This window comes from Prochlorococcus marinus CUG1438 (assembly GCA_017644325.1).
In the GTDB taxonomy this organism is placed as follows: domain Bacteria; phylum Cyanobacteriota; class Cyanobacteriia; order PCC-6307; family Cyanobiaceae; genus Prochlorococcus_A; species Prochlorococcus_A marinus_AA.
In genome coordinates this window covers 341,636-358,778 of the sequence record JAEPLS010000001.1, presented here as the reverse complement: position 1 = coordinate 358,778, position 17,143 = coordinate 341,636, and the positions used below count along the sequence as shown (strand labels likewise).

The following is a 17,143-nucleotide window of genomic DNA, read 5'->3' as shown; positions in this document are numbered from 1 at the left end:
CTTTTTATAATGAACAATTTGGAATCTTGGGAAGCTGTGATTGGTTTGGAAACTCATGTACAGCTTAATACGAAAAGTAAAATATTCACATCTGCGTCAACAGCTTTTGGTGATGCACCTAATACACATATAGATCCTGTAGTTTGTGGGTTACCAGGAACTCTTCCAGTTTTGAATGAGACTGTTCTGGAGTATGCTGTAAAAACTTCTTTAGCATTAAACTTAAATGTTGCAGAACATTGTAAATTCGATAGAAAGCAATATTTTTATCCTGATCTACCTAAAAATTATCAAATTTCTCAATTTGATGAGCCACTAGCTGAAAATGGCTGGTTAGAGGTTGAAATAATTGAAAAGGGCAAAGAACCTTATATCAAAAAAATTGGCATAGAAAGGCTACATATGGAAGAAGACGCCGGAAAATTAGTCCATTCAGGTAGTGATAGATTAGCTGGTTCTAAGTATTCTTTAGTTGATTACAATCGTGCAGGAATAGCACTTTGTGAGATTGTAAGTAAACCAGATATTAGATCAGGTAAAGAGGCATCTGAATATGCTTCAGAGATTAGAAGAACAGTGAGATATCTAGGAGTATCAGACGGAAATATGCAAGAAGGTTCTTTGCGCTGTGATGTCAATATTTCAGTCAGAAAAGGATCTAACGCTCCTTTTGGCACCAAAGTGGAAATAAAGAATATGAATTCATTTTCTGCAATTCAAAAGGCTTGTGATTATGAAATAGCAAGACAAATAGAAGTTTATGAAAATGGAGGAAAAATATTCCAAGAAACAAGGTTATGGGATGAAGCTAAGCAATTAACAAAAAGTATGAGGATGAAAGAAGGTAGTAGTGACTATAGATATTTTCCTGATCCTGACTTAGGACCAATTGAAATAACAAAAGCCCAAAAAGAAATATGGTTAAAAGAACTTCCAGAATTACCTTCAAAGAAAAGAAATAAATACGTTATTGAGTTTGGGTTATCTGCATATGATGCAAGGGTAATTTCTGATGAAATTAATATGGCAAAATTTTTTGAAGATACAGTAGCTAATGGTGCTGACGCCAAACTAGCTTCAAATTGGGTAACAAGTGATATTGTGGGTTATTTAAAAGCAAATAAACTTAGTTTTAGTGACTTAAAACTTAGTCCTGCAAATCTCGCTGAAATGATTAGTATGATTTCAAATAATACTATCAGTGGAAAAATTGCAAAGGATATTTTACCTGAATTAATTCAAAAAAATATTTCTCCTGAAAAATTAGTTAAAGAAAAAGGGTTATCGATGATATCAGATTCTTCAAGTATTTTACCAATAATTGATGAACTCATAACTGAACATCCGAAAGAGGTTCAAGCATTTAGAAATGGTAAAACTAAATTGCTTGGTTTTTTTGTTGGTCAACTAATGAAAAGAACAAAAGGTAAAGCTGATCCTAAACTTGCAAATAAACTGCTTGCAGAAAAATTGAATAGTTAAAGCTTCAAAGAAGCTCTCTTATGGTCTTGATCCATTTATTTTGATTATCTGAGTTATCTAAAATAATGTCTGAAGATTTTCTTTTTTCTTCAAAACTTAATTGAAGGTTTATGGATTCAGATGCTTCTTTTTCGCTAATTTTATCTCTTGCGATAAGTCTTTTTTTTTGTAGTTCTTTAGAACATTTGACTAACCATATTTCGGTGCAAATATCTTCAAATTTTGCTTCAAATAATAATGGAATAACCAATACTATAGTTTGATTATTTTGGTATTTACTGCATTCTTCTATCATTTTTTCTTTAATTAATGGATGAAGTAGTTTTTCAATCCATTCTTTACTTTCTGAATGTTTAAAAATAATGTTCCTTAAAAGTTTTCTGTTTATTGCCCTTTCTGAATTGTTCTTACTATCAATAATTTTATTTCCAAAATAATTTAAAATTTTCTTATATCCATATGTGTTTGGTTTGATTAATTCTCTTGATAAATTATCTGCATCTAATATTGGAATGTGTTTATGTTTTCTAATGTAATTAGTTATGGTTGTCTTCCCACTGGCAATACCTCCTGTTAAACCAATTCTTCTTTGGTTGTTTTTCAATTTTTGAAGAATATCCATATAATTAATAATAATCTAGTTACCTGTTTCTTTAGTACTAAAGAGTAGTTAATATAAATTAAAATACCAAAAAGTTTGAGCCAGTTAGATTCCAATTGGACGTTAGTTGATGACAGTAAGGTAACACCCAAGGGTTTTCTTTTTGCTGGGATATCTGCTGGATTAAAAGCTTCTAATAAAAAAGATTTAGCACTAATACTTGCTCCAGAAGGAAGTATTTTTAGTGGGATGTTTACTCAATCAATAGTTCGCGCTTCTTGTGTTGATATTTGTGAGGAAAGGATTAAAACAACTTCAGGTTTTGCACGAGCAATACTAATTAATTCTGGTCAAGCAAATGCATGTACAGGAAATCTTGGAATTCAACATTTTCAAATTGCTACAGGAAAGATTGCGGAACTTTTAGGAATAAAAGAAGAAGAAGTTTTAATGTGCTCAACTGGTGTAATTGGGGTTCCAATACAAATAAATGATTTAGTAAAAAATTTACCGAATTTAGTTAATGATTTAAAGGCTAATAATTTTCAAAATGCAGCAGAAGCAATTTTAACTACCGATTTGACTCTGAAAAAAGTCTTAATAGAGACGATTATTCAAGGTAGAAAAATAAAAATAGCAGGATTTGCAAAAGGTTCAGGAATGATTTACCCTAACATGGCTACAATGCTTGCTTTTCTAACCTGCGATGCGGGGATTGAAAAAGAAGAATGGGATAAAATGATTGCAATTGCAGTTAAAAAATCTTTTAATGCAATATCAGTTGATGGAGAGACAAGTACAAATGATTCTTTTGTTGGAATAAATGCAGGCGAGAAAATTGAAAAAAGGTTTTTCCCAATTATTCAAAAAGGGATTGATATTGTATGTCAAAACTTGGCAAAAAATATTGCAAGGGATGGAGAGGGAGCAAATTGTTTATTAGAAGTTTTGGTTCAAGGAGCAAAAAATACTGATGATGCAATTATGCTCGCAAAATCTATTTGTAATTCTGCCTTGGTAAAAACTGCGATTCATGGTTGTGATCCGAATTGGGGACGAATCATTTCTGCTGCAGGTAATTCTGGAGTTAATTTTAATCTAAATGACGTTGATTTGTTTATAGGTAATGCTCAAATTTTGGAAAAAGGCAAGTTAAATAATTATGATCCAGGAAAAGTCAAAGACTATATTATGACCAGAATGAAAGGTAGATATTTAGTGGGTGATATTGTAAAAATTATGATTAATCTAAATTCTGGCGAATCCCAAGGCACAGCTTGGGGGTGCGATCTTTCTAAAAAGTATGTTGAAATAAATAGTGAATATACTACTTAAGTTTTAGTAAATCTATTGGTAGATATTCATTTATATAAAGAAATAGTATTGTTAAAGTTCCAATTATAGAACCTATAAAACCTCCAATAAAATTAACTAATAACCCAGATTTAGTTGTTGTAAGATCTTCGCTTTTTGCGTTATCAAAATCTGTTTTATCTACTACTTTTAAGCGCTTATTGGTTTTTGGTTGTTGATCTTGTTGGTGTCGGATGAGGGCTTCGAAATCAGGCATGGAATTTGTGATGCAATAGAACAATAAGCAGACCAGCCCGTCATTCGACGAGGATCTGATCTACCTAAATCGTCTACGGCATCTAATACAGCACTCCCCAAGGCCTCTGCTTTATCGAAAGCTGAAAGTAAGGGTATAAATGTATCAAATACATATAAACCAAAATTTTCTAGAGCTGTTTTCGCTTGTAGCGCTGCTTTTTGCTGTCTAAAATCAACTTTTACTATGACGACTGCATGATTAACTTTTAAGTCGCTTAATAGTTTAGCTAGTTCAACAGTTAATTCTACGGATCTTGCTTTTGCAGTGGTAGGTAGGATAACTAAATCTGAACCATACGCTAAGTGTTTAAGTTCTTCTTGATCACTGCTAGCTTGTCCATCAGTTATTACGAATTCTGACGATCTTGATGCTTTAGCAGCTGAGCTGACAGGAAAAACCGGAAATGGAAGATTGCCTCTTGATGCGTAAGCTAATGCAGATCTATTCTTGTCGGCATCTACTATGCAAACTTTTTTACCTTCAGAATGCCAAACACTAGCAAGGTGAATACTTGTGCAGGTTTTCGCCACTCCTCCTTTTTGTCCGCAAACGGTAATAAACAATTTTTTATTTTTATTTCTCTTACTTTGGAGAAGAATTTCTGAATGTCAAGAGAAATTGATTTATTAATGCTTTAAAACTTATTTTTTGAAATATTTTTAGAGAGGTTAATATTTTTAGATAACCTTATAAAGTGCTTTATTTAAATAGGCTAGTGAAGAAAAGAATTGGACTAGGTACTTGGTCTTGGGGGAACAAGTTTTTTTGGAATTATAAATCTTCAAATGATAATGATTTACGTGAGACATATAATGAAGCATTACGAAGAGGATTTGACCTAATTGATACTGCCGACTCTTACGGTACTGGGAATCTGCAGGGTAGAAGTGAATCATTGTTAGGTAAATTTTTATTAGATACTCCTTCTGCAAAGAAAAAAAGAATTCAAGTGGCAACTAAACTCGCCCCTTATCCCTGGAGAATTGGCGAAAGAGGTTTAAACAAACCTTTTTTGAAAAGTTTGGAAAGGCTTAATAAAAAATTAGATATAGTGCAATTACATTGGTCAACTGCAAGATATAATCCTTGGCAGGAATTAGGGCTTTTGAAAAACCTTTGCGATTTAAAAGATCAGGGCTTTGATTTCCAAATCGGCTTATCAAATATAGGACCTCAAAGATTAAAAAAATTAATTAATTTCTTGGCAAAAAGAGATCAGAGGCTACAAAGCGTTCAGATACAGTTTTCTTTGCTTGCTCCCGATTTAAAAAAACAATATCAGGTAAGAAAAATTTGTGTAGAAAATAATATTGATTTCTTCGCATATAGTCCTTTATCCTTTGGAATTCTTTGTATTGATCCAAATGGAGAGGAAAAAAAAGAAAACAGTTTTATTCGTAGTGCTTTATTTGAAAACTATAAAAAACCAACATATGAATTACGGAGTTGTCTCAAAAAAATTGCGAATCAAAGATCAGTTTCCCAAGCTCAAGTAGCAATTAATTGGTGCTGCTATCAAGGAACTATTCCACTTGTTGGAATGCGAAAAAAATCTCAAGTAATCGATGTATCAAATGTCTTTAAGTGGAATTTAAATAAAAATGAATTTAATATGCTTCAGGAAGTTTCAAGAAATTGTTTAAAAAAAATGCCTAAAAATCCTTTTTCAAGTATTTAATGAAATTCTTAGTTATTAATTTTTTTATTTTTTTTGATTTTACAACTACTATCCCATAGTTCAGTAGGAAATTTTTCACCAGTGAATCTTATAACTTTCGGTTTGAGATTAATTAACAAGTCATTTAGTTTTTTATTAGTTTCCATTTTACAAGATTCGAGTTTTTAATAAGATAAATTAATTTAAACCTAATCTTCTCAGTATTTATACTTATAAAGTTAAAAAAAATCTTTTTAATACAAGTGATTGCAACAATATTTACACACTAATAAACTATTTACTACTACTTATTGGAAATTTCAAAAAGTGGAGTCCTTCCAGACTCCTCGCATCATTTGGTTGATAAGGCTGATATGACCCCATCTCCTTAAAGATCAAGCAGCAACTGGTGCTGTTTGACGGGAGAAACTAACGATTTTGTTAGCATTTGTGTTTTTGCTCTAGCCGAGCCGGCTTCAGTCACCTTCCTTATGCCCCGTCGAAACCATTACAACCCCAAAAAGTGGAGTTGAGCGGAATCGAACCGCTGTCCGAAACATCGGTTGAGATCACCTAGTCCAATTGGACATTTATATTCTGACAGGCAAAATGAGTATTGAATAGTTTTTTTATTAAGTTTTTATCGTATATGAATGTAGTTGCATCAGCTCCAGAGGGACTTGAGAAATATTTAGCTGAGGAAATTTCAAATTTAGGTGGGTTTAATATTAATACTCATAAAAGATTTATTAATTTTGAATGTGATTTTGATACTTTTTACAGAGTGCATTTTTATTCCAGGATAGCGTTCCGTTTTTATAGAGAAATTGCAAGTTTTAATTGTTATGACAAACAATCTTTATATGAGGGAGTAAGAGATTCATTTGATTGGTTAGATTGGTTGCACTATGAAAAAACTTTTAATGTTCAGGTAACTGGTAGAACATCTTCTTTAAGTCACACACATTTCACTGCTCTTGAAGTAAAAAATTCTATAACTGATTTGCAGAAGGCAGTTTGGAATAAGAGATCAAATATTTCTTTAGATAAGCCTGATTTCATAATTCATCTTCATTTGAATAATAATCAAGCCATTATCAGTCTTCAAAGTAGTCTAGAAAGCTTACATAAACGAGGCTATAGACCTGCTGTGGGAAATGCTCCATTAAAAGAAAATTTAGCTTCTGGATTAATAAATATGACTCAATGGAATGGCAAAGTCCCCTTAATTGATTTTATGTGCGGTTCAGGAACTTTTTTAATTGAGGCAGTAAATCAATTTCTTGAAGTTCCAATAAATATCGATCAAGTATATCTTTTTGAGAATTGGTTGGACTTTAGGAAAGATATTTATCTTAAAGAAAAAAATAAGGCAAAAAACAAAATCATAAATTACGAAAAATTACCAAAAATAATAGGCTATGAAATTAATAAAAAGGTTTTTGAACAGGCGAAATTAAATATATCATTGGCGCGACTCGAAAACTATATTGAAATTATAAATAATGATTTTTTGGAATTCCAATTAAAATGCACACCTGGGATAATCATATGTAATCCTCCATACGGTAAAAAATTGGGAGATGAAAATGAACTGATTTGTCTATATGAACAAATTGGCATCTTCCTGAAGAATAACTTTACAGGTTGGGAATTTTGGCTGCTGAGTGGAAATCCAAAACTAACAAAATATTTGAAAATGAAATCTTCTTTGAAAATTCCCGTTAGCAATGGTGGGATAGATTGCAGATGGATAAAATATTTAATACGGTAATTTATTTTTTGCCTAAAACAGCCTTTGTTGTCTTGCCTAAACCTTCTAATGTTTGGGGAAGATAAGGTCCTTTGGATAACTTTCCTCCAAGCTTCAAACTTAAGCCTGCAATAAATAAATCGATAAATATTATGAGCAATAAATTATATTCAATATTCCAGTTATTATATTTTGTTAGCAAAAGATAAAAAATAATATGGATACAAATTAGTACCAATAATAGTAATGTGCTTCCAATTGCTAAAAATATTCCACCACTAATTAATCTTCTTTTTTCTCTGTCTACTTCTTGAAGAGCTATTCTTACATGCAAATCCATCACTGAACTCGCGATAGCTGAAATTCTTGAAGCGGTATTTGCAAAGTTTTTATTTTTTGGTTTTTCCATATTATTTTCTGCCATTGTTTAGGAGAGTACCTATTAATAAACCAATACTAGCTGCAATAGCAATAGCTAATAGTGGTTTTTTTCTTATTGGACTTTCTATTTTTGGTCTCAGAGTATTGTTAAGTTCTTCTAGTAACTCTTCTAATTGACTTTCGATAGGTTCAATTTTGTCTGATATCTCCCAATTGTTTGCACTTATTGAATCAATGATCTCAAATAGTTGGCGTTTTATCCCAATTGCTGAGGTTCCACTATGGCTAGCTATTACTTCAACTAAATCATCAATACTCCCTTTTGTGGCTTCAAGGGTTTGTTGTGCAATGGTAGGCCATTTTTCTTTTATTAAAGGTATTAGACTATCAATCTTTTCCAGTAACCATTTTTCCGAGTTAACTTCGTGTTCAGGAAGTTCAGAGTTATTCTTTTCTTCTTCTACTTCTTTGGGAGGATGGTAAGTCTCCATTATTTAAACTTATTTATTTTAAGATTAGACCCTATTTTCTCAATATGGAACCCTTATCTAAAGAATTGTGCGATTTATATAGAATAAAAACATATAAAAGTTTATTTACATTTTATTTTTCTACTCTGTTCTGTAAGAAGGTTTTGTTAAGCTATTACTGAATTTATCAAATGAGTTTAAATTTTATCATGGATATTACATTTGCATCATTAATTTTTGCATCTCGCACAATTCCTACTGATTTTGGATTAGTAGCTGCAGCTATTGCTGGAGCTGGAAGTTTGCTATTCATTGCTTTGAGATTTGTCCCTGATGCAGGTAATTAAATAGCAGGAATCATCTTTTAGAAAATATATCTTTATCACAACTTTGTTTTGAAAAAGATTAGATTTATTTATCAACCAGATAATGAATAAATGGGTTTTGCTTGAACATAAAGTTTATTCTGCTAACTCTTCAGATATTCATTATGATTTTCTTGTTGAAAATGGAATAGATTGCCTTACTTGGAAATTCTTAAAACTACCTTTATTAAATCAAGCTAATATAGAAATTTTTAAGCAGCCAAATCATAGACTTGTATGGCTATCTAGGATAGAGCATGAACTTTCTGGCAATAGAGGTTTTGTAAAAAGAATTGACCATGGAATATTTAAAAAGGTTACTGATAAGTTGGACTCTGACCATTTTCAATTCATTTTGGATGGAGAACTTCTTTATGGTTTGTTTGAGATTTCGGGAAATTCTTGTAGATTGAGTAAAAATTTTTAATATGCATTTATAAATAAACGTAATATTTCTATTGAGAATTTTTGCAAATTAGTTATTGTTATTTAGCTATTGAGACTTGAGATTGGTACATATCAATCAGGTCGAATTTGAAAATTTTAAATCTTTTGGGGGAAGTGTAAAAATTCCTCTTGAAGAAGGCTTTACAGTGGTTACGGGCCCTAACGGTTCTGGAAAAAGTAATATTTTAGATGGAATTTTATTCTGTTTAGGTCTAGCTAATAGCAGAGGGATGAGGGCAGAAAGATTACCTGATCTAATAAATAACTCTAAAGTTAAAGAGGGTAAGTCATCCGAAACATCTGTATCAGTAAAATTTAATATTAAAGATTGGTCTCCAAGAGAGGAACTTCCCCCTTTGGAACTAGAAGAAGAAGCAATTACTCTTAATACAGGGCAAAAAGAATGGGTAGTTTCTAGAAAATTAAGGCTTATGCCAGGTGGTTCTTATTCCTCTACTTATACTTCTGATGGAAAACCATGTACTTTGCAACAAATACAGAGAATATTAAGAGATATTAGTGTTGATCCTGAGGGTAGCAATGTTGTTATGCAGGGTGATGTAACAAGAATAGTATCAATGAATAATAAGGAGAGGAGAAATCTTATTGATGAACTTGCAGGAGTTGCACTTTTTGATACGAGAATAGAACAAACTAATGCGAAATTGAATGACGTATTTGAAAGACAAGAAAGATGTGAAATTTTAGAAAATGAATTGCAGTCTAGTAAAAATAAGCTTGAAAAAGAATGTGAAAAAGCACAGCTATATAAAGAGTTAAAGACAAAACTACTTCAAATAAAGGAATTAGAGAAAGTGCTTATTTTTGATAAACAAGTTAAGCATGTTGAATCAATAGAAAAAAAAGAAAGTGAAATTCAAAAAAATAAAATATTATTTAATAAACAAAAAGAATCTATTAATAAAGAAATATCAGTATTAGAAGATGCTTTGAAAATACTGGTTGATGAGCTTAAGGAGAAAGGAGAGGATAAATTGATAAAAGTGAATTCTGATATTGGGAGTATAAACTCTAGTTTGAGAGAACTTGATCGCATATCAAGTCTGAATAAAGAAGAGGGTATTAAATTACAAAAGCAGAGAGATGAAATTGCAACTTCTAAGAGGAATATCGAGTCAGAAAAGATGAGACAAGAAAATTTTGACGATAATTTTTTAAATCAATTGAACTTGCAAATTGATGAACTGACTTTAAAACATAAATTATCCAGAAAAAAACTTTCTGATGCGGCTGGAGAATCTGGAGAATTCTCAAAACAAAGTATTAAATTAAATTCTGAGCTTGAAAGTATAAAAAATCAAATTCATCCTTTGGAAATAAAAAAAAGGAAAGTTGAAGAAGAATCCATTCAAAATAATATTCAAAAAGATGAAATATTCTCTCAGATCGACGCCTTAGAGTTAGAAAAGCAGAAACTTTTTGAGGGAAATCAAACAAAAAAAGAGACATCTGATACAAAGAATAAAAGGTTAGAAAGTAATAGTTCAGAAATTCATTCTTTAAAAGATGAAATTGATATATTAATTAAAACTAAATCAAGGCTAAACAACGAGCAATTAAAGCTTGAAAAGGATTTATCTAGATTAGAAAGCAGAAAGGAAGCTTTAAATGAATCTAGAGGTTCATATGCTCTTAGAATTCTTTTAGAAGCAGGGTTAGATGGAATACATGGTTATGTAGCTCAACTTGGAGAGGTCAGTGAGAAGAATAGATATGCATTAGAAATTGCTGCTGGAAATAGACTTGGTCAAATTGTTGTTGAAAATGATCATATTGCTGCTAAAGCAATCGAAATTCTTAAAAAGAAGAAAGCTGGAAGATTAACTTTTTTACCTTTAAATAGAATTAAAAGTCAAAAGAGCAATTATGCAATTTCAAGATTTGAAAATAATAGAGATATTGGATTTATTGATAAAGCTATCAATCTAATTACTTTTGATGAAGTCTATTCAGATGTTTTTCGATATGTTTTTGGAGATACTTTAGTTTTTTCAGATTTAGCCTCAGCGAGGTTATCTAAACAAAAAATTAGGGTGGTTACCTTAGATGGCGAATTGTTAGAAGCAAGTGGTGCTATTACAGGGGGCAGTAAGTTAAATAAAGATCTGGCTTATAGGTTTGGAATTAATAATGATATTGATGATTCTAGTCCTATAAAAGAAAGATTATTAGTTATAAAAGAAGCTTTAAAAGAGTCAAATAATGATTTGATCATAAAAAATAATAGACTTAGTGAATTAAATTCTAACCGCAGTCAAATAATCGAGGATTGTGCTTCATTAAACAAAGAAGTAGAAGTAAATCAAGATTCTCTTAAGGCTGTTATACAAAGAATTGATGATTGTAACTTGAGATTAAATAAACTTGAAACTGCAAATAATTTATTAGTTAACGAGTTAGATCATTTAAACAATGAATTGAAGCCTTATCAAAATAAGTATGATCAATTGCAAGAAATTCAAAAGGCTAATTATGAAAAAAATAAAAAATCATCATTAATAACTTTTAATAACGATTTTAATAATCTTGATAAAAAACTTGAATTGCTCTCTAAGGAGAGAGATACATTACTGGATAAAAAGAATCAATTTGCTTTAAATAAAGAACGTATCAATAATTCGTTAAAAATTATATTATTACAAGAAAAAAACTTGCAAGAATCTATTAAAGAACTTGCAAATTCTCATAGTACTTGGATAGATAAAAGAGATAAATTCAAAAAGGAGCTTTTAGTTCTCGATAATCAAAAAAATTCTCTAGAAAAGGATTTAGGAGTATTAAGAAGGAAAAGAGATGAATTAAACGCTTCAATTTCAAATAAAAGGCAAGAATATAATAACTATCTATTAAAAATTGAATACCTCGAAAGAGATATGCATTCTCTGATGGAAGAGATGAGGAGCGAGAAAATAAAATTAGAAAATTATAAAAAAGATCTACCTAACCCTTTTCCGGAGTTTGGCGAATATCAAGGGAAGAGTCTTGAATGTTTGCAAACAGAAATCTCAATTCTGAGTGAAAAACTTCAAAGTTTAGAACCTGTAAATATGTTAGCTCTTGATGAATTAGAAGAATTAATTCAAAGATTAAATGGTCTACGAGAAAAATTAGAAATCCTAACCAATGAAAGAGCTGAATTATTATTGAGAATAGAAACTGTATCTACTATGCGCCAAGAGGCTTTTATGCAAGCATTTGTGGAGGTTGATAAACATTTTAGAGAAATTTTTGCAAATTTATCTGATGGAGATGGTTTTCTTCAGCTTGAGGATCCCAATTCACCTTTGGAGGGAGGATTAACACTGGTCGCACATCCTAAGGGAAAGAATGTTAGAAGATTAGCCTCTATGTCCGGTGGTGAAAAATCATTAACTGCTCTGAGCTTTTTGTTTGCTTTGCAAAAATATAAACCATCACCTTTTTATGCACTAGATGAAGTTGATAGTTTTTTAGATGGTATCAATGTAGAAAGGTTGTCAAAATTAATAACTAATCAGTCATCAAACGCTCAATTTATAGTTGTAAGTCATAGAAGACCTATGATAAGTGCGTCTGAACGCACAATTGGTGTTGCGCAAGCAAGAGGTGCTAATACTCAAGTTGTTGGGTTACCACATGCTGCATAATCATACTTTTTTAGATTTATACGTCAGAATGTTAAAAAGGTATTTATGAGTTTGTCTAACACACCCGCAAATAAGAATCTCTCTAGTTCTGTCCCCAGCGAACGGTTATGGTTAAGGTCCGAATTAATGGGAACACAGGTCATAACTACTGATACTGGGAGACGTTTAGGAGTTGTTGGAGAAGTTGTTGTTGATATTGATAGAAGAGAAGTAGTTGCTTTGGGACTTAGAGATAATCCTCTTACACGATTTTTACCAGGCTTGCCAAAATGGATGCCTTTAGAAAGTATAAAGCAAGTTGGAGATGTCATATTAGTTGATTCCTTAGATTCTTTAAGTGAAAGTTTTTCGCCAGAAAGATATGGGAAAGTAATTAATTGTCAAGTGATTACAGAATCTGGACAACTTTTAGGAAGAGTTCTTGGTTTTTCTTTTGATATTGAGACTGGGGATTTGATATCTCTTGTTACGGGTGCTGTAGGTGTTCCGCTTTTAGGTGAGGGAGTTTTAAGTACTTGGGAAATACCTGTTGAGGAAATTGTAAGTAGTGGTACTGATAGGATTATTGTTTATGAAGGCGCTGAAGAGAAATTGAAGCAACTAAGTAGTGGATTACTTGAAAAACTTGGAGTAGGGGGTTCCTCATTTGATGAAAGGGAATCAAACGGATACTCAGCTAGTCTTGTACCTGTTGAGAATCAGTTACTTTCCGGTTCGGAATCAGAACAGCAAGACAATTTGGTCGAGGAATATGAAGAAGTTTTTGAACGAGATGATTATGAAGATGATTATGAAGATGAACTTGAATACGTTGAAATAAAAGGTTCTTCAGAGGAAATTAATAATAGAAAAAACCTATATATGGATAATGATTATTCTAATCAGATTGAGAATCAAAATAGTGTTACTCAAGTAGATGAAAAAAATAATACAGTTTCTAAGCAAAAGAAACAATCAATTACAAATTTAGCTTCGAAAAGACCAATACAGAATGCAATTGAAACTCTAGATATTGAACCACTAGATGAACAAAATTCAGTTCAAGATAATAAGAAATCAGAAAAGTTTGAAATTGATGATCCTTGGTAATTATTAAAGCTTTTGTATTGAATTAACAATTATAGAAGCAAGTTTTTTTGCAGCACCTTTATTGCCTCTTTCTTTATGTAGATTATCCTTAATAATTTTTAATTTATTTCTATTTTTAAGAAGAAATAATACCTCTCTTGCAATTTGTTTTGGCGAAATATTACCTATCCTTTCAGGGACAATCATTCTTTTAGCTTTAATATTTGGCCAAGCAAAAAACTTCTTTTTTTTAAAATAAAAATTTTTAATTATAAAAGTCAGGAAACTATTTATGAATGAAATTTTACCAATTACCCCAAAAATACCATCCCAAGCATTCATAATATTTAAATGTTGAGTCGGTAGAACTACTAACATTGGGAGTGTAATTGTTGCCAATTCTGCAGTATTTGCTCCTACAGTTGTAATTGCAAGATCACATTCTTTTAAAATTTCATAGCAAGGATGTTTCTTGATTAGATAAATTTTTGTATTTTTTGATGTTTCGATTACATAATCAAAACCAGGGTCTTTGAAGTTTTTAATTGTTTTGATTTTTGATGAGTAATATTTAGCAATTGGATTTTTGTTGCTTTGAAAAAATAAATATTCACTTTTATCAGTAGTTGGGGCAATGGGAATTATAAAATTTATATTCTGATTTTCTTCAGCAATATAATCTGCAACTTCTAAGAAAAAAGGAATTCCTACAGAAAGCTTTGCTTTTTTAGAACCAGGCAACAATGCAAGGTAGTGTTTGTCTTTTTTTCTTATCGATATTTCACTATTAATTTTGATATCTGCCATCAAATCGCCAATGACTTTACATTTATATTGATATCTTTTGGGTATTAACTCTTTTACTTTTAAATTCATTGCGGCAATTTCGTTGGTCCATTGAGGCCATCGCGAAACCCATTCAGCATATGTGATATTTAAATAACCTAATCTTTTAGCTAATAAAATGCTCCATAATTGATCCCCACCAAGGAAAATAACCACCCCTTTTTTTGGCCAATTTGCAAAAGAATCTGGCTTTAGTAATAATTTCCAAAAACTCTTGGATTTTGTAATTAATTCAAATTTATTCCATGAATTTGCAACTAAAAATTCTTTACCAGTCCCATTTGGGCAAGGAACAAGGACTAATCTAAGAGTGAAATCGATTTTATTTGCATCACATATTGATTTATTTATTTTATTCAGCTCATCCACTACAGGATTTACCCAAGTAGTTAATTCGCCAGGACCATTGGAAACTATAACTACTGCAACTGATTTTTTTTTCATTGCAGTTAAACCATAATACATTTAATGCGGACGGCGAGACTTGAACTCGCAAGGCCGAAGCCACACGCTCCTTAGACGTGCGCGTCTACCAATTCCGCCACGTCCGCAAAGGGTTCTTAGCAACCGGGGGGATACCTAAACCTTAAAATATCATACATTATTGGTGAAATAAGCATGTAGTTTGGAAAGAGTATTTTTGAATATGATGAATAATTTTTCTATTGCATAAAACAAATATTTATACATATATAACGTTCTAGGTTGTATTGTAAAAATGTCCTCTGATCACTAAAAAATTTTGTTAAACACTTTGGCAAATAATTTTTTATTTTAAGTCATTTTCATTTCTTCAATTTAATTTTCATAATGGTTGAAAAAGTTTTAATTGCTAATCGTGGAGAAATAGCTTTACGAATTGTCAGAAGTTGTAGAGAACTAGGTATTGCAACCGTTGCAGTTTTTAGCACAGTAGATAAAAAAGCACTGCATGTGCAACTCGCTGATGAAGCGGTTTGCGTTGGAGATTCGTTAAGTAATAAGAGTTATTTAAATATTCCAAATATACTGGCTGCTGCTACATCGAGAGGAGTTGATGCTATTCATCCTGGTTATGGATTTCTTGCTGAAAATGATAAATTTGCTGAGATGTGTAATGATCATGGCATAGTTTTTATTGGTCCATCACCTAAAGCTATTAGATCTATGGGAGATAAATCTACAGCTAAAGAAACTATGGAAGCAGTTGGAGTTCCAACGGTACCTGGTAGTAATGGTTTGTTATCAAATGTTGATGAGGCCTATAAATTGGCAGATGTTATTGGCTATCCGGTAATCATTAAAGCGACTGCTGGAGGAGGTGGAAGAGGGATGAGGTTGGTTGAAAAATCTGATAATCTCGAAAAAATGTTTAAAGCAGCTCAGGGTGAAGCAGAGGCGGCTTTTGGTAATGATGGTTTATATATGGAGAAATTCATAAAGAAGCCAAGACATGTAGAAATTCAAATTTTGGCGGATAGGTCAGGAAATGTTGTTCATTTAGGAGAGCGAGATTGTTCAGTTCAAAGAAGACATCAGAAGTTACTGGAAGAATCTCCTAGTCCTGCAATTAACACTGAGCTAAGAAAAAAAATGGGGAACGCTGCTATTGCTGCTGCAAAAAGTATCGGCTACGAAGGAGCTGGGACAGTTGAATTTTTAGTTGATGATGATAATAATTTCTATTTTATGGAAATGAATACAAGGATTCAAGTCGAACATCCTGTGACTGAAATGGTTACAGGAGTTGATTTAATAGCTGAGCAAATTAAGATTGCAAGCGGAGCAAACTTGGAATTTAATCAGGATGATATCCACTTAAACGGTCATGCTATTGAATGTAGAATCAATGCTGAAGATCCTTCTCACAATTTCCGACCATCACCTGGAAAAATAACTGGCTGGCTACCTCCTGGTGGTCCTGGTGTAAGGGTGGATAGTCATGTTTATACCGGCTATGAAATACCGCCTTTCTATGACTCATTAATTGGTAAATTAATAGTTTGGGGGAAAGATCGTAATACTGCAATTAAACGTATGAATAGGGCTTTAAATGAGTGCGCGGTAACTGGTATTACTACTACAATTAATTTTCATCTAACTTTACTTAATCAATCTAAATTTAAGGAAGGTAAGATACATACTAAATATGTAGAAGAAGAATTATTGCCAAATTACTGAGAAATAATAAAATTATTTTTACGAAATATTTGTTTGCAATGCAAGTTTTATAAGTCCTTGCTGACCGACTAAAATTTCCCTTAAAAAGCTTATAACTCCAATCCAAATTACGGGTCCAACATCAACACCTCCAATAGGAGGAATTAGTTTTCTTGTTAAATTAAGAATTGAGCTTGATGGTATTGAAATTAATAACCATAAACCTTTACTTAAATCAATTTTAGGATACCAAGTAAGAATTAATCTTATTAGAAAAACTATAGTTAGATATGAAAGAAAAATTCCTAAACTAATATCTAAAATTTGAAGAGTGTTTATAAGCAAGGAAATCACAATTATTTAATTCATCTTAATAAATAACCCATTGAAACGTATTTAATTCGTATTATAAATTGAGAATTTAATATTTAAAAAGTGTTTCAAATTTCAAATTTATTACTAGTCGCTGACTTTTCTACTGAAGTTGCAAATAATTCCGCAGTTGGAATGATAGGTAGTTTTATTGCTGCTGCTCTACTTATTGTTATTCCAGCCTCTGCATTTTTGATTTTTGTCAGTCAGAAAGACTCCCTAGATCGTACTTCTACTGGAAGACGCTAGTTTTTGTAGAAGTTTTAAGTACACTATATATATGGGGGATTTAAGTAACCCTTT

The 17,143-nt window shown here is 31.6% G+C and carries 17 protein-coding genes, 1 tRNA gene and 1 other RNA gene; 10 read left to right on the top strand and 9 right to left on the bottom strand.

Annotated features, from left to right (window positions below; translation table 11 throughout):
• Positions 1–9 precede the first annotated feature (9 nt).
• Positions 10–1,482, top strand: a complete 1,473-nt coding sequence (gene gatB / locus JJ847_02105; GenBank protein MBO6959678.1) for an Asp-tRNA(Asn)/Glu-tRNA(Gln) amidotransferase subunit GatB — start codon at positions 10–12, stop codon at positions 1,480–1,482.
• 4 nt (positions 1,483–1,486) lie between these two features.
• Here the strand turns inward: gatB and JJ847_02100 are convergent, their stop codons facing one another.
• A complete protein-coding gene (locus JJ847_02100; GenBank protein ID MBO6959677.1) occupies positions 1,487–2,104 on the bottom strand; it encodes a dephospho-CoA kinase in 618 nt (205 codons plus the stop codon).
• Between the two features lie 75 nt (positions 2,105–2,179).
• On the opposite strand from JJ847_02100, the gene argJ reads away from it, so the two are divergent.
• Entirely contained in the window at positions 2,180–3,418 is a 1,239-nt protein-coding gene (gene argJ / locus JJ847_02095) for a bifunctional glutamate N-acetyltransferase/amino-acid acetyltransferase ArgJ (protein MBO6959676.1), read from the top strand.
• A gap of 168 nt (positions 3,419–3,586) precedes the next feature.
• Here argJ and JJ847_02090 read toward each other — a convergent pair whose 3' ends face one another.
• Positions 3,587–4,258: an AAA family ATPase gene (locus JJ847_02090; protein ID MBO6959675.1), complete on the bottom strand. Its 672-nt coding sequence runs from the start codon at positions 4,256–4,258 to the stop codon at positions 3,587–3,589.
• A 152-nt stretch (positions 4,259–4,410) separates the two neighbouring features.
• On the opposite strand from JJ847_02090, the gene JJ847_02085 reads away from it, so the two are divergent.
• Positions 4,411–5,373, top strand: a complete 963-nt coding sequence (locus JJ847_02085; protein ID MBO6959674.1) for an aldo/keto reductase — start codon at positions 4,411–4,413, stop codon at positions 5,371–5,373.
• Between the two features lie 8 nt (positions 5,374–5,381).
• Here JJ847_02085 and JJ847_02080 read toward each other — a convergent pair whose 3' ends face one another.
• Complete coding sequence (locus tag JJ847_02080; GenBank protein ID MBO6959673.1) at positions 5,382–5,519, bottom strand: hypothetical protein; 138 nt, start codon at positions 5,517–5,519, stop codon at positions 5,382–5,384.
• 163 nt (positions 5,520–5,682) lie between these two features.
• Positions 5,683–5,956, bottom strand: a transfer-messenger RNA (tmRNA) gene (gene ssrA / locus JJ847_02075).
• 45 nt (positions 5,957–6,001) lie between these two features.
• On the opposite strand from ssrA, the gene JJ847_02070 reads away from it, so the two are divergent.
• Positions 6,002–7,126: a class I SAM-dependent RNA methyltransferase gene (locus JJ847_02070; GenBank protein ID MBO6959672.1), complete on the top strand. Its 1,125-nt coding sequence runs from the start codon at positions 6,002–6,004 to the stop codon at positions 7,124–7,126.
• 1 nt (position 7,127) lies between these two features.
• On the opposite strand, the gene JJ847_02065 is transcribed toward JJ847_02070, so the two are convergent.
• Positions 7,128–7,514 (bottom strand): phage holin family protein, encoded by a 387-nt coding sequence (locus JJ847_02065; GenBank protein MBO6959671.1) that lies wholly within the window; start codon positions 7,512–7,514, stop codon positions 7,128–7,130.
• Between the two features lies 1 nt (position 7,515).
• Entirely contained in the window at positions 7,516–7,977 is a 462-nt protein-coding gene (locus tag JJ847_02060) for a hypothetical protein (GenBank protein ID MBO6959670.1), read from the bottom strand.
• A 188-nt stretch (positions 7,978–8,165) separates the two neighbouring features.
• Between JJ847_02060 and JJ847_02055 the strand changes: the two genes are divergently transcribed.
• The 4 genes from JJ847_02055 (at position 8,166) to JJ847_02040 (ending at position 13,504) form a co-directional block, all read left to right on the top strand.
• Positions 8,166–8,303: a hypothetical protein gene (locus JJ847_02055; GenBank protein ID MBO6959669.1), complete on the top strand. Its 138-nt coding sequence runs from the start codon at positions 8,166–8,168 to the stop codon at positions 8,301–8,303.
• An 82-nt stretch (positions 8,304–8,385) separates the two neighbouring features.
• Positions 8,386–8,748: a hypothetical protein gene (locus tag JJ847_02050; protein MBO6959668.1), complete on the top strand. Its 363-nt coding sequence runs from the start codon at positions 8,386–8,388 to the stop codon at positions 8,746–8,748.
• 76 nt (positions 8,749–8,824) lie between these two features.
• Positions 8,825–12,415, top strand: a complete 3,591-nt coding sequence (smc, locus tag JJ847_02045) for a chromosome segregation protein SMC (protein ID MBO6959667.1) — start codon at positions 8,825–8,827, stop codon at positions 12,413–12,415.
• A 45-nt stretch (positions 12,416–12,460) separates the two neighbouring features.
• Complete coding sequence (locus JJ847_02040) at positions 12,461–13,504, top strand: PRC-barrel domain-containing protein (protein MBO6959666.1); 1,044 nt, start codon at positions 12,461–12,463, stop codon at positions 13,502–13,504.
• A gap of 3 nt (positions 13,505–13,507) precedes the next feature.
• Here JJ847_02040 and JJ847_02035 read toward each other — a convergent pair whose 3' ends face one another.
• Together JJ847_02035 and JJ847_02030 are read right to left on the bottom strand one after the other, a co-directional pair.
• Positions 13,508–14,794 (bottom strand): glycosyl transferase, encoded by a 1,287-nt coding sequence (locus tag JJ847_02035; GenBank protein ID MBO6959665.1) that lies wholly within the window; start codon positions 14,792–14,794, stop codon positions 13,508–13,510.
• A gap of 4 nt (positions 14,795–14,798) precedes the next feature.
• A tRNA-Leu gene (locus JJ847_02030) sits at positions 14,799–14,880 on the bottom strand.
• 259 nt (positions 14,881–15,139) lie between these two features.
• Here JJ847_02030 and accC point away from each other — a divergent pair.
• Positions 15,140–16,489 (top strand): acetyl-CoA carboxylase biotin carboxylase subunit, encoded by a 1,350-nt coding sequence (gene accC / locus JJ847_02025; protein ID MBO6959664.1) that lies wholly within the window; start codon positions 15,140–15,142, stop codon positions 16,487–16,489.
• A gap of 18 nt (positions 16,490–16,507) precedes the next feature.
• Here accC and JJ847_02020 read toward each other — a convergent pair whose 3' ends face one another.
• Positions 16,508–16,813 carry a YggT family protein gene (locus JJ847_02020; protein ID MBO6959663.1) on the bottom strand — a complete coding sequence of 102 codons (306 nt, stop codon included), beginning with the start codon at positions 16,811–16,813 and terminating at the stop codon, positions 16,508–16,510.
• A gap of 90 nt (positions 16,814–16,903) precedes the next feature.
• Between JJ847_02020 and JJ847_02015 the strand changes: the two genes are divergently transcribed.
• The gene (locus JJ847_02015; protein MBO6959662.1) at positions 16,904–17,089 is read left to right on the top strand and encodes a photosystem II reaction center X protein; all 186 of its coding nucleotides are present in this window, start codon (positions 16,904–16,906) and stop codon (positions 17,087–17,089) included.
• Positions 17,090–17,143: the final 54 nt, after the last annotated feature.

What these genes read in the sequence shown, in the direction of transcription:
- gatB (MBO6959678.1), top strand. Translation starts at nt 10, where the DNA reads ATGAACAATTTGGAATCTTGGGAAGCTGTGATTGGTTTGGAAACTCAT.
- JJ847_02060 (MBO6959670.1), bottom strand. Translation starts at nt 7,977, where the DNA reads ATGGAGACTTACCATCCTCCCAAAGAAGTAGAAGAAGAAAAGAATAAC.
- JJ847_02080 (MBO6959673.1), bottom strand. Translation starts at nt 5,519, where the DNA reads ATGGAAACTAATAAAAAACTAAATGACTTGTTAATTAATCTCAAACCG.
- JJ847_02040 (MBO6959666.1), top strand. Translation starts at nt 12,461, where the DNA reads ATGAGTTTGTCTAACACACCCGCAAATAAGAATCTCTCTAGTTCTGTC.
- JJ847_02070 (MBO6959672.1), top strand. Translation starts at nt 6,002, where the DNA reads ATGAATGTAGTTGCATCAGCTCCAGAGGGACTTGAGAAATATTTAGCT.
- JJ847_02055 (MBO6959669.1), top strand. Translation starts at nt 8,166, where the DNA reads ATGGATATTACATTTGCATCATTAATTTTTGCATCTCGCACAATTCCT.
- JJ847_02035 (MBO6959665.1), bottom strand. Translation starts at nt 14,794, where the DNA reads ATGTATTATGGTTTAACTGCAATGAAAAAAAAATCAGTTGCAGTAGTT.
- JJ847_02065 (MBO6959671.1), bottom strand. Translation starts at nt 7,514, where the DNA reads ATGGAAAAACCAAAAAATAAAAACTTTGCAAATACCGCTTCAAGAATT.
- JJ847_02050 (MBO6959668.1), top strand. Translation starts at nt 8,386, where the DNA reads ATGAATAAATGGGTTTTGCTTGAACATAAAGTTTATTCTGCTAACTCT.
- JJ847_02100 (MBO6959677.1), bottom strand. Translation starts at nt 2,104, where the DNA reads ATGGATATTCTTCAAAAATTGAAAAACAACCAAAGAAGAATTGGTTTA.
- accC (MBO6959664.1), top strand. Translation starts at nt 15,140, where the DNA reads ATGGTTGAAAAAGTTTTAATTGCTAATCGTGGAGAAATAGCTTTACGA.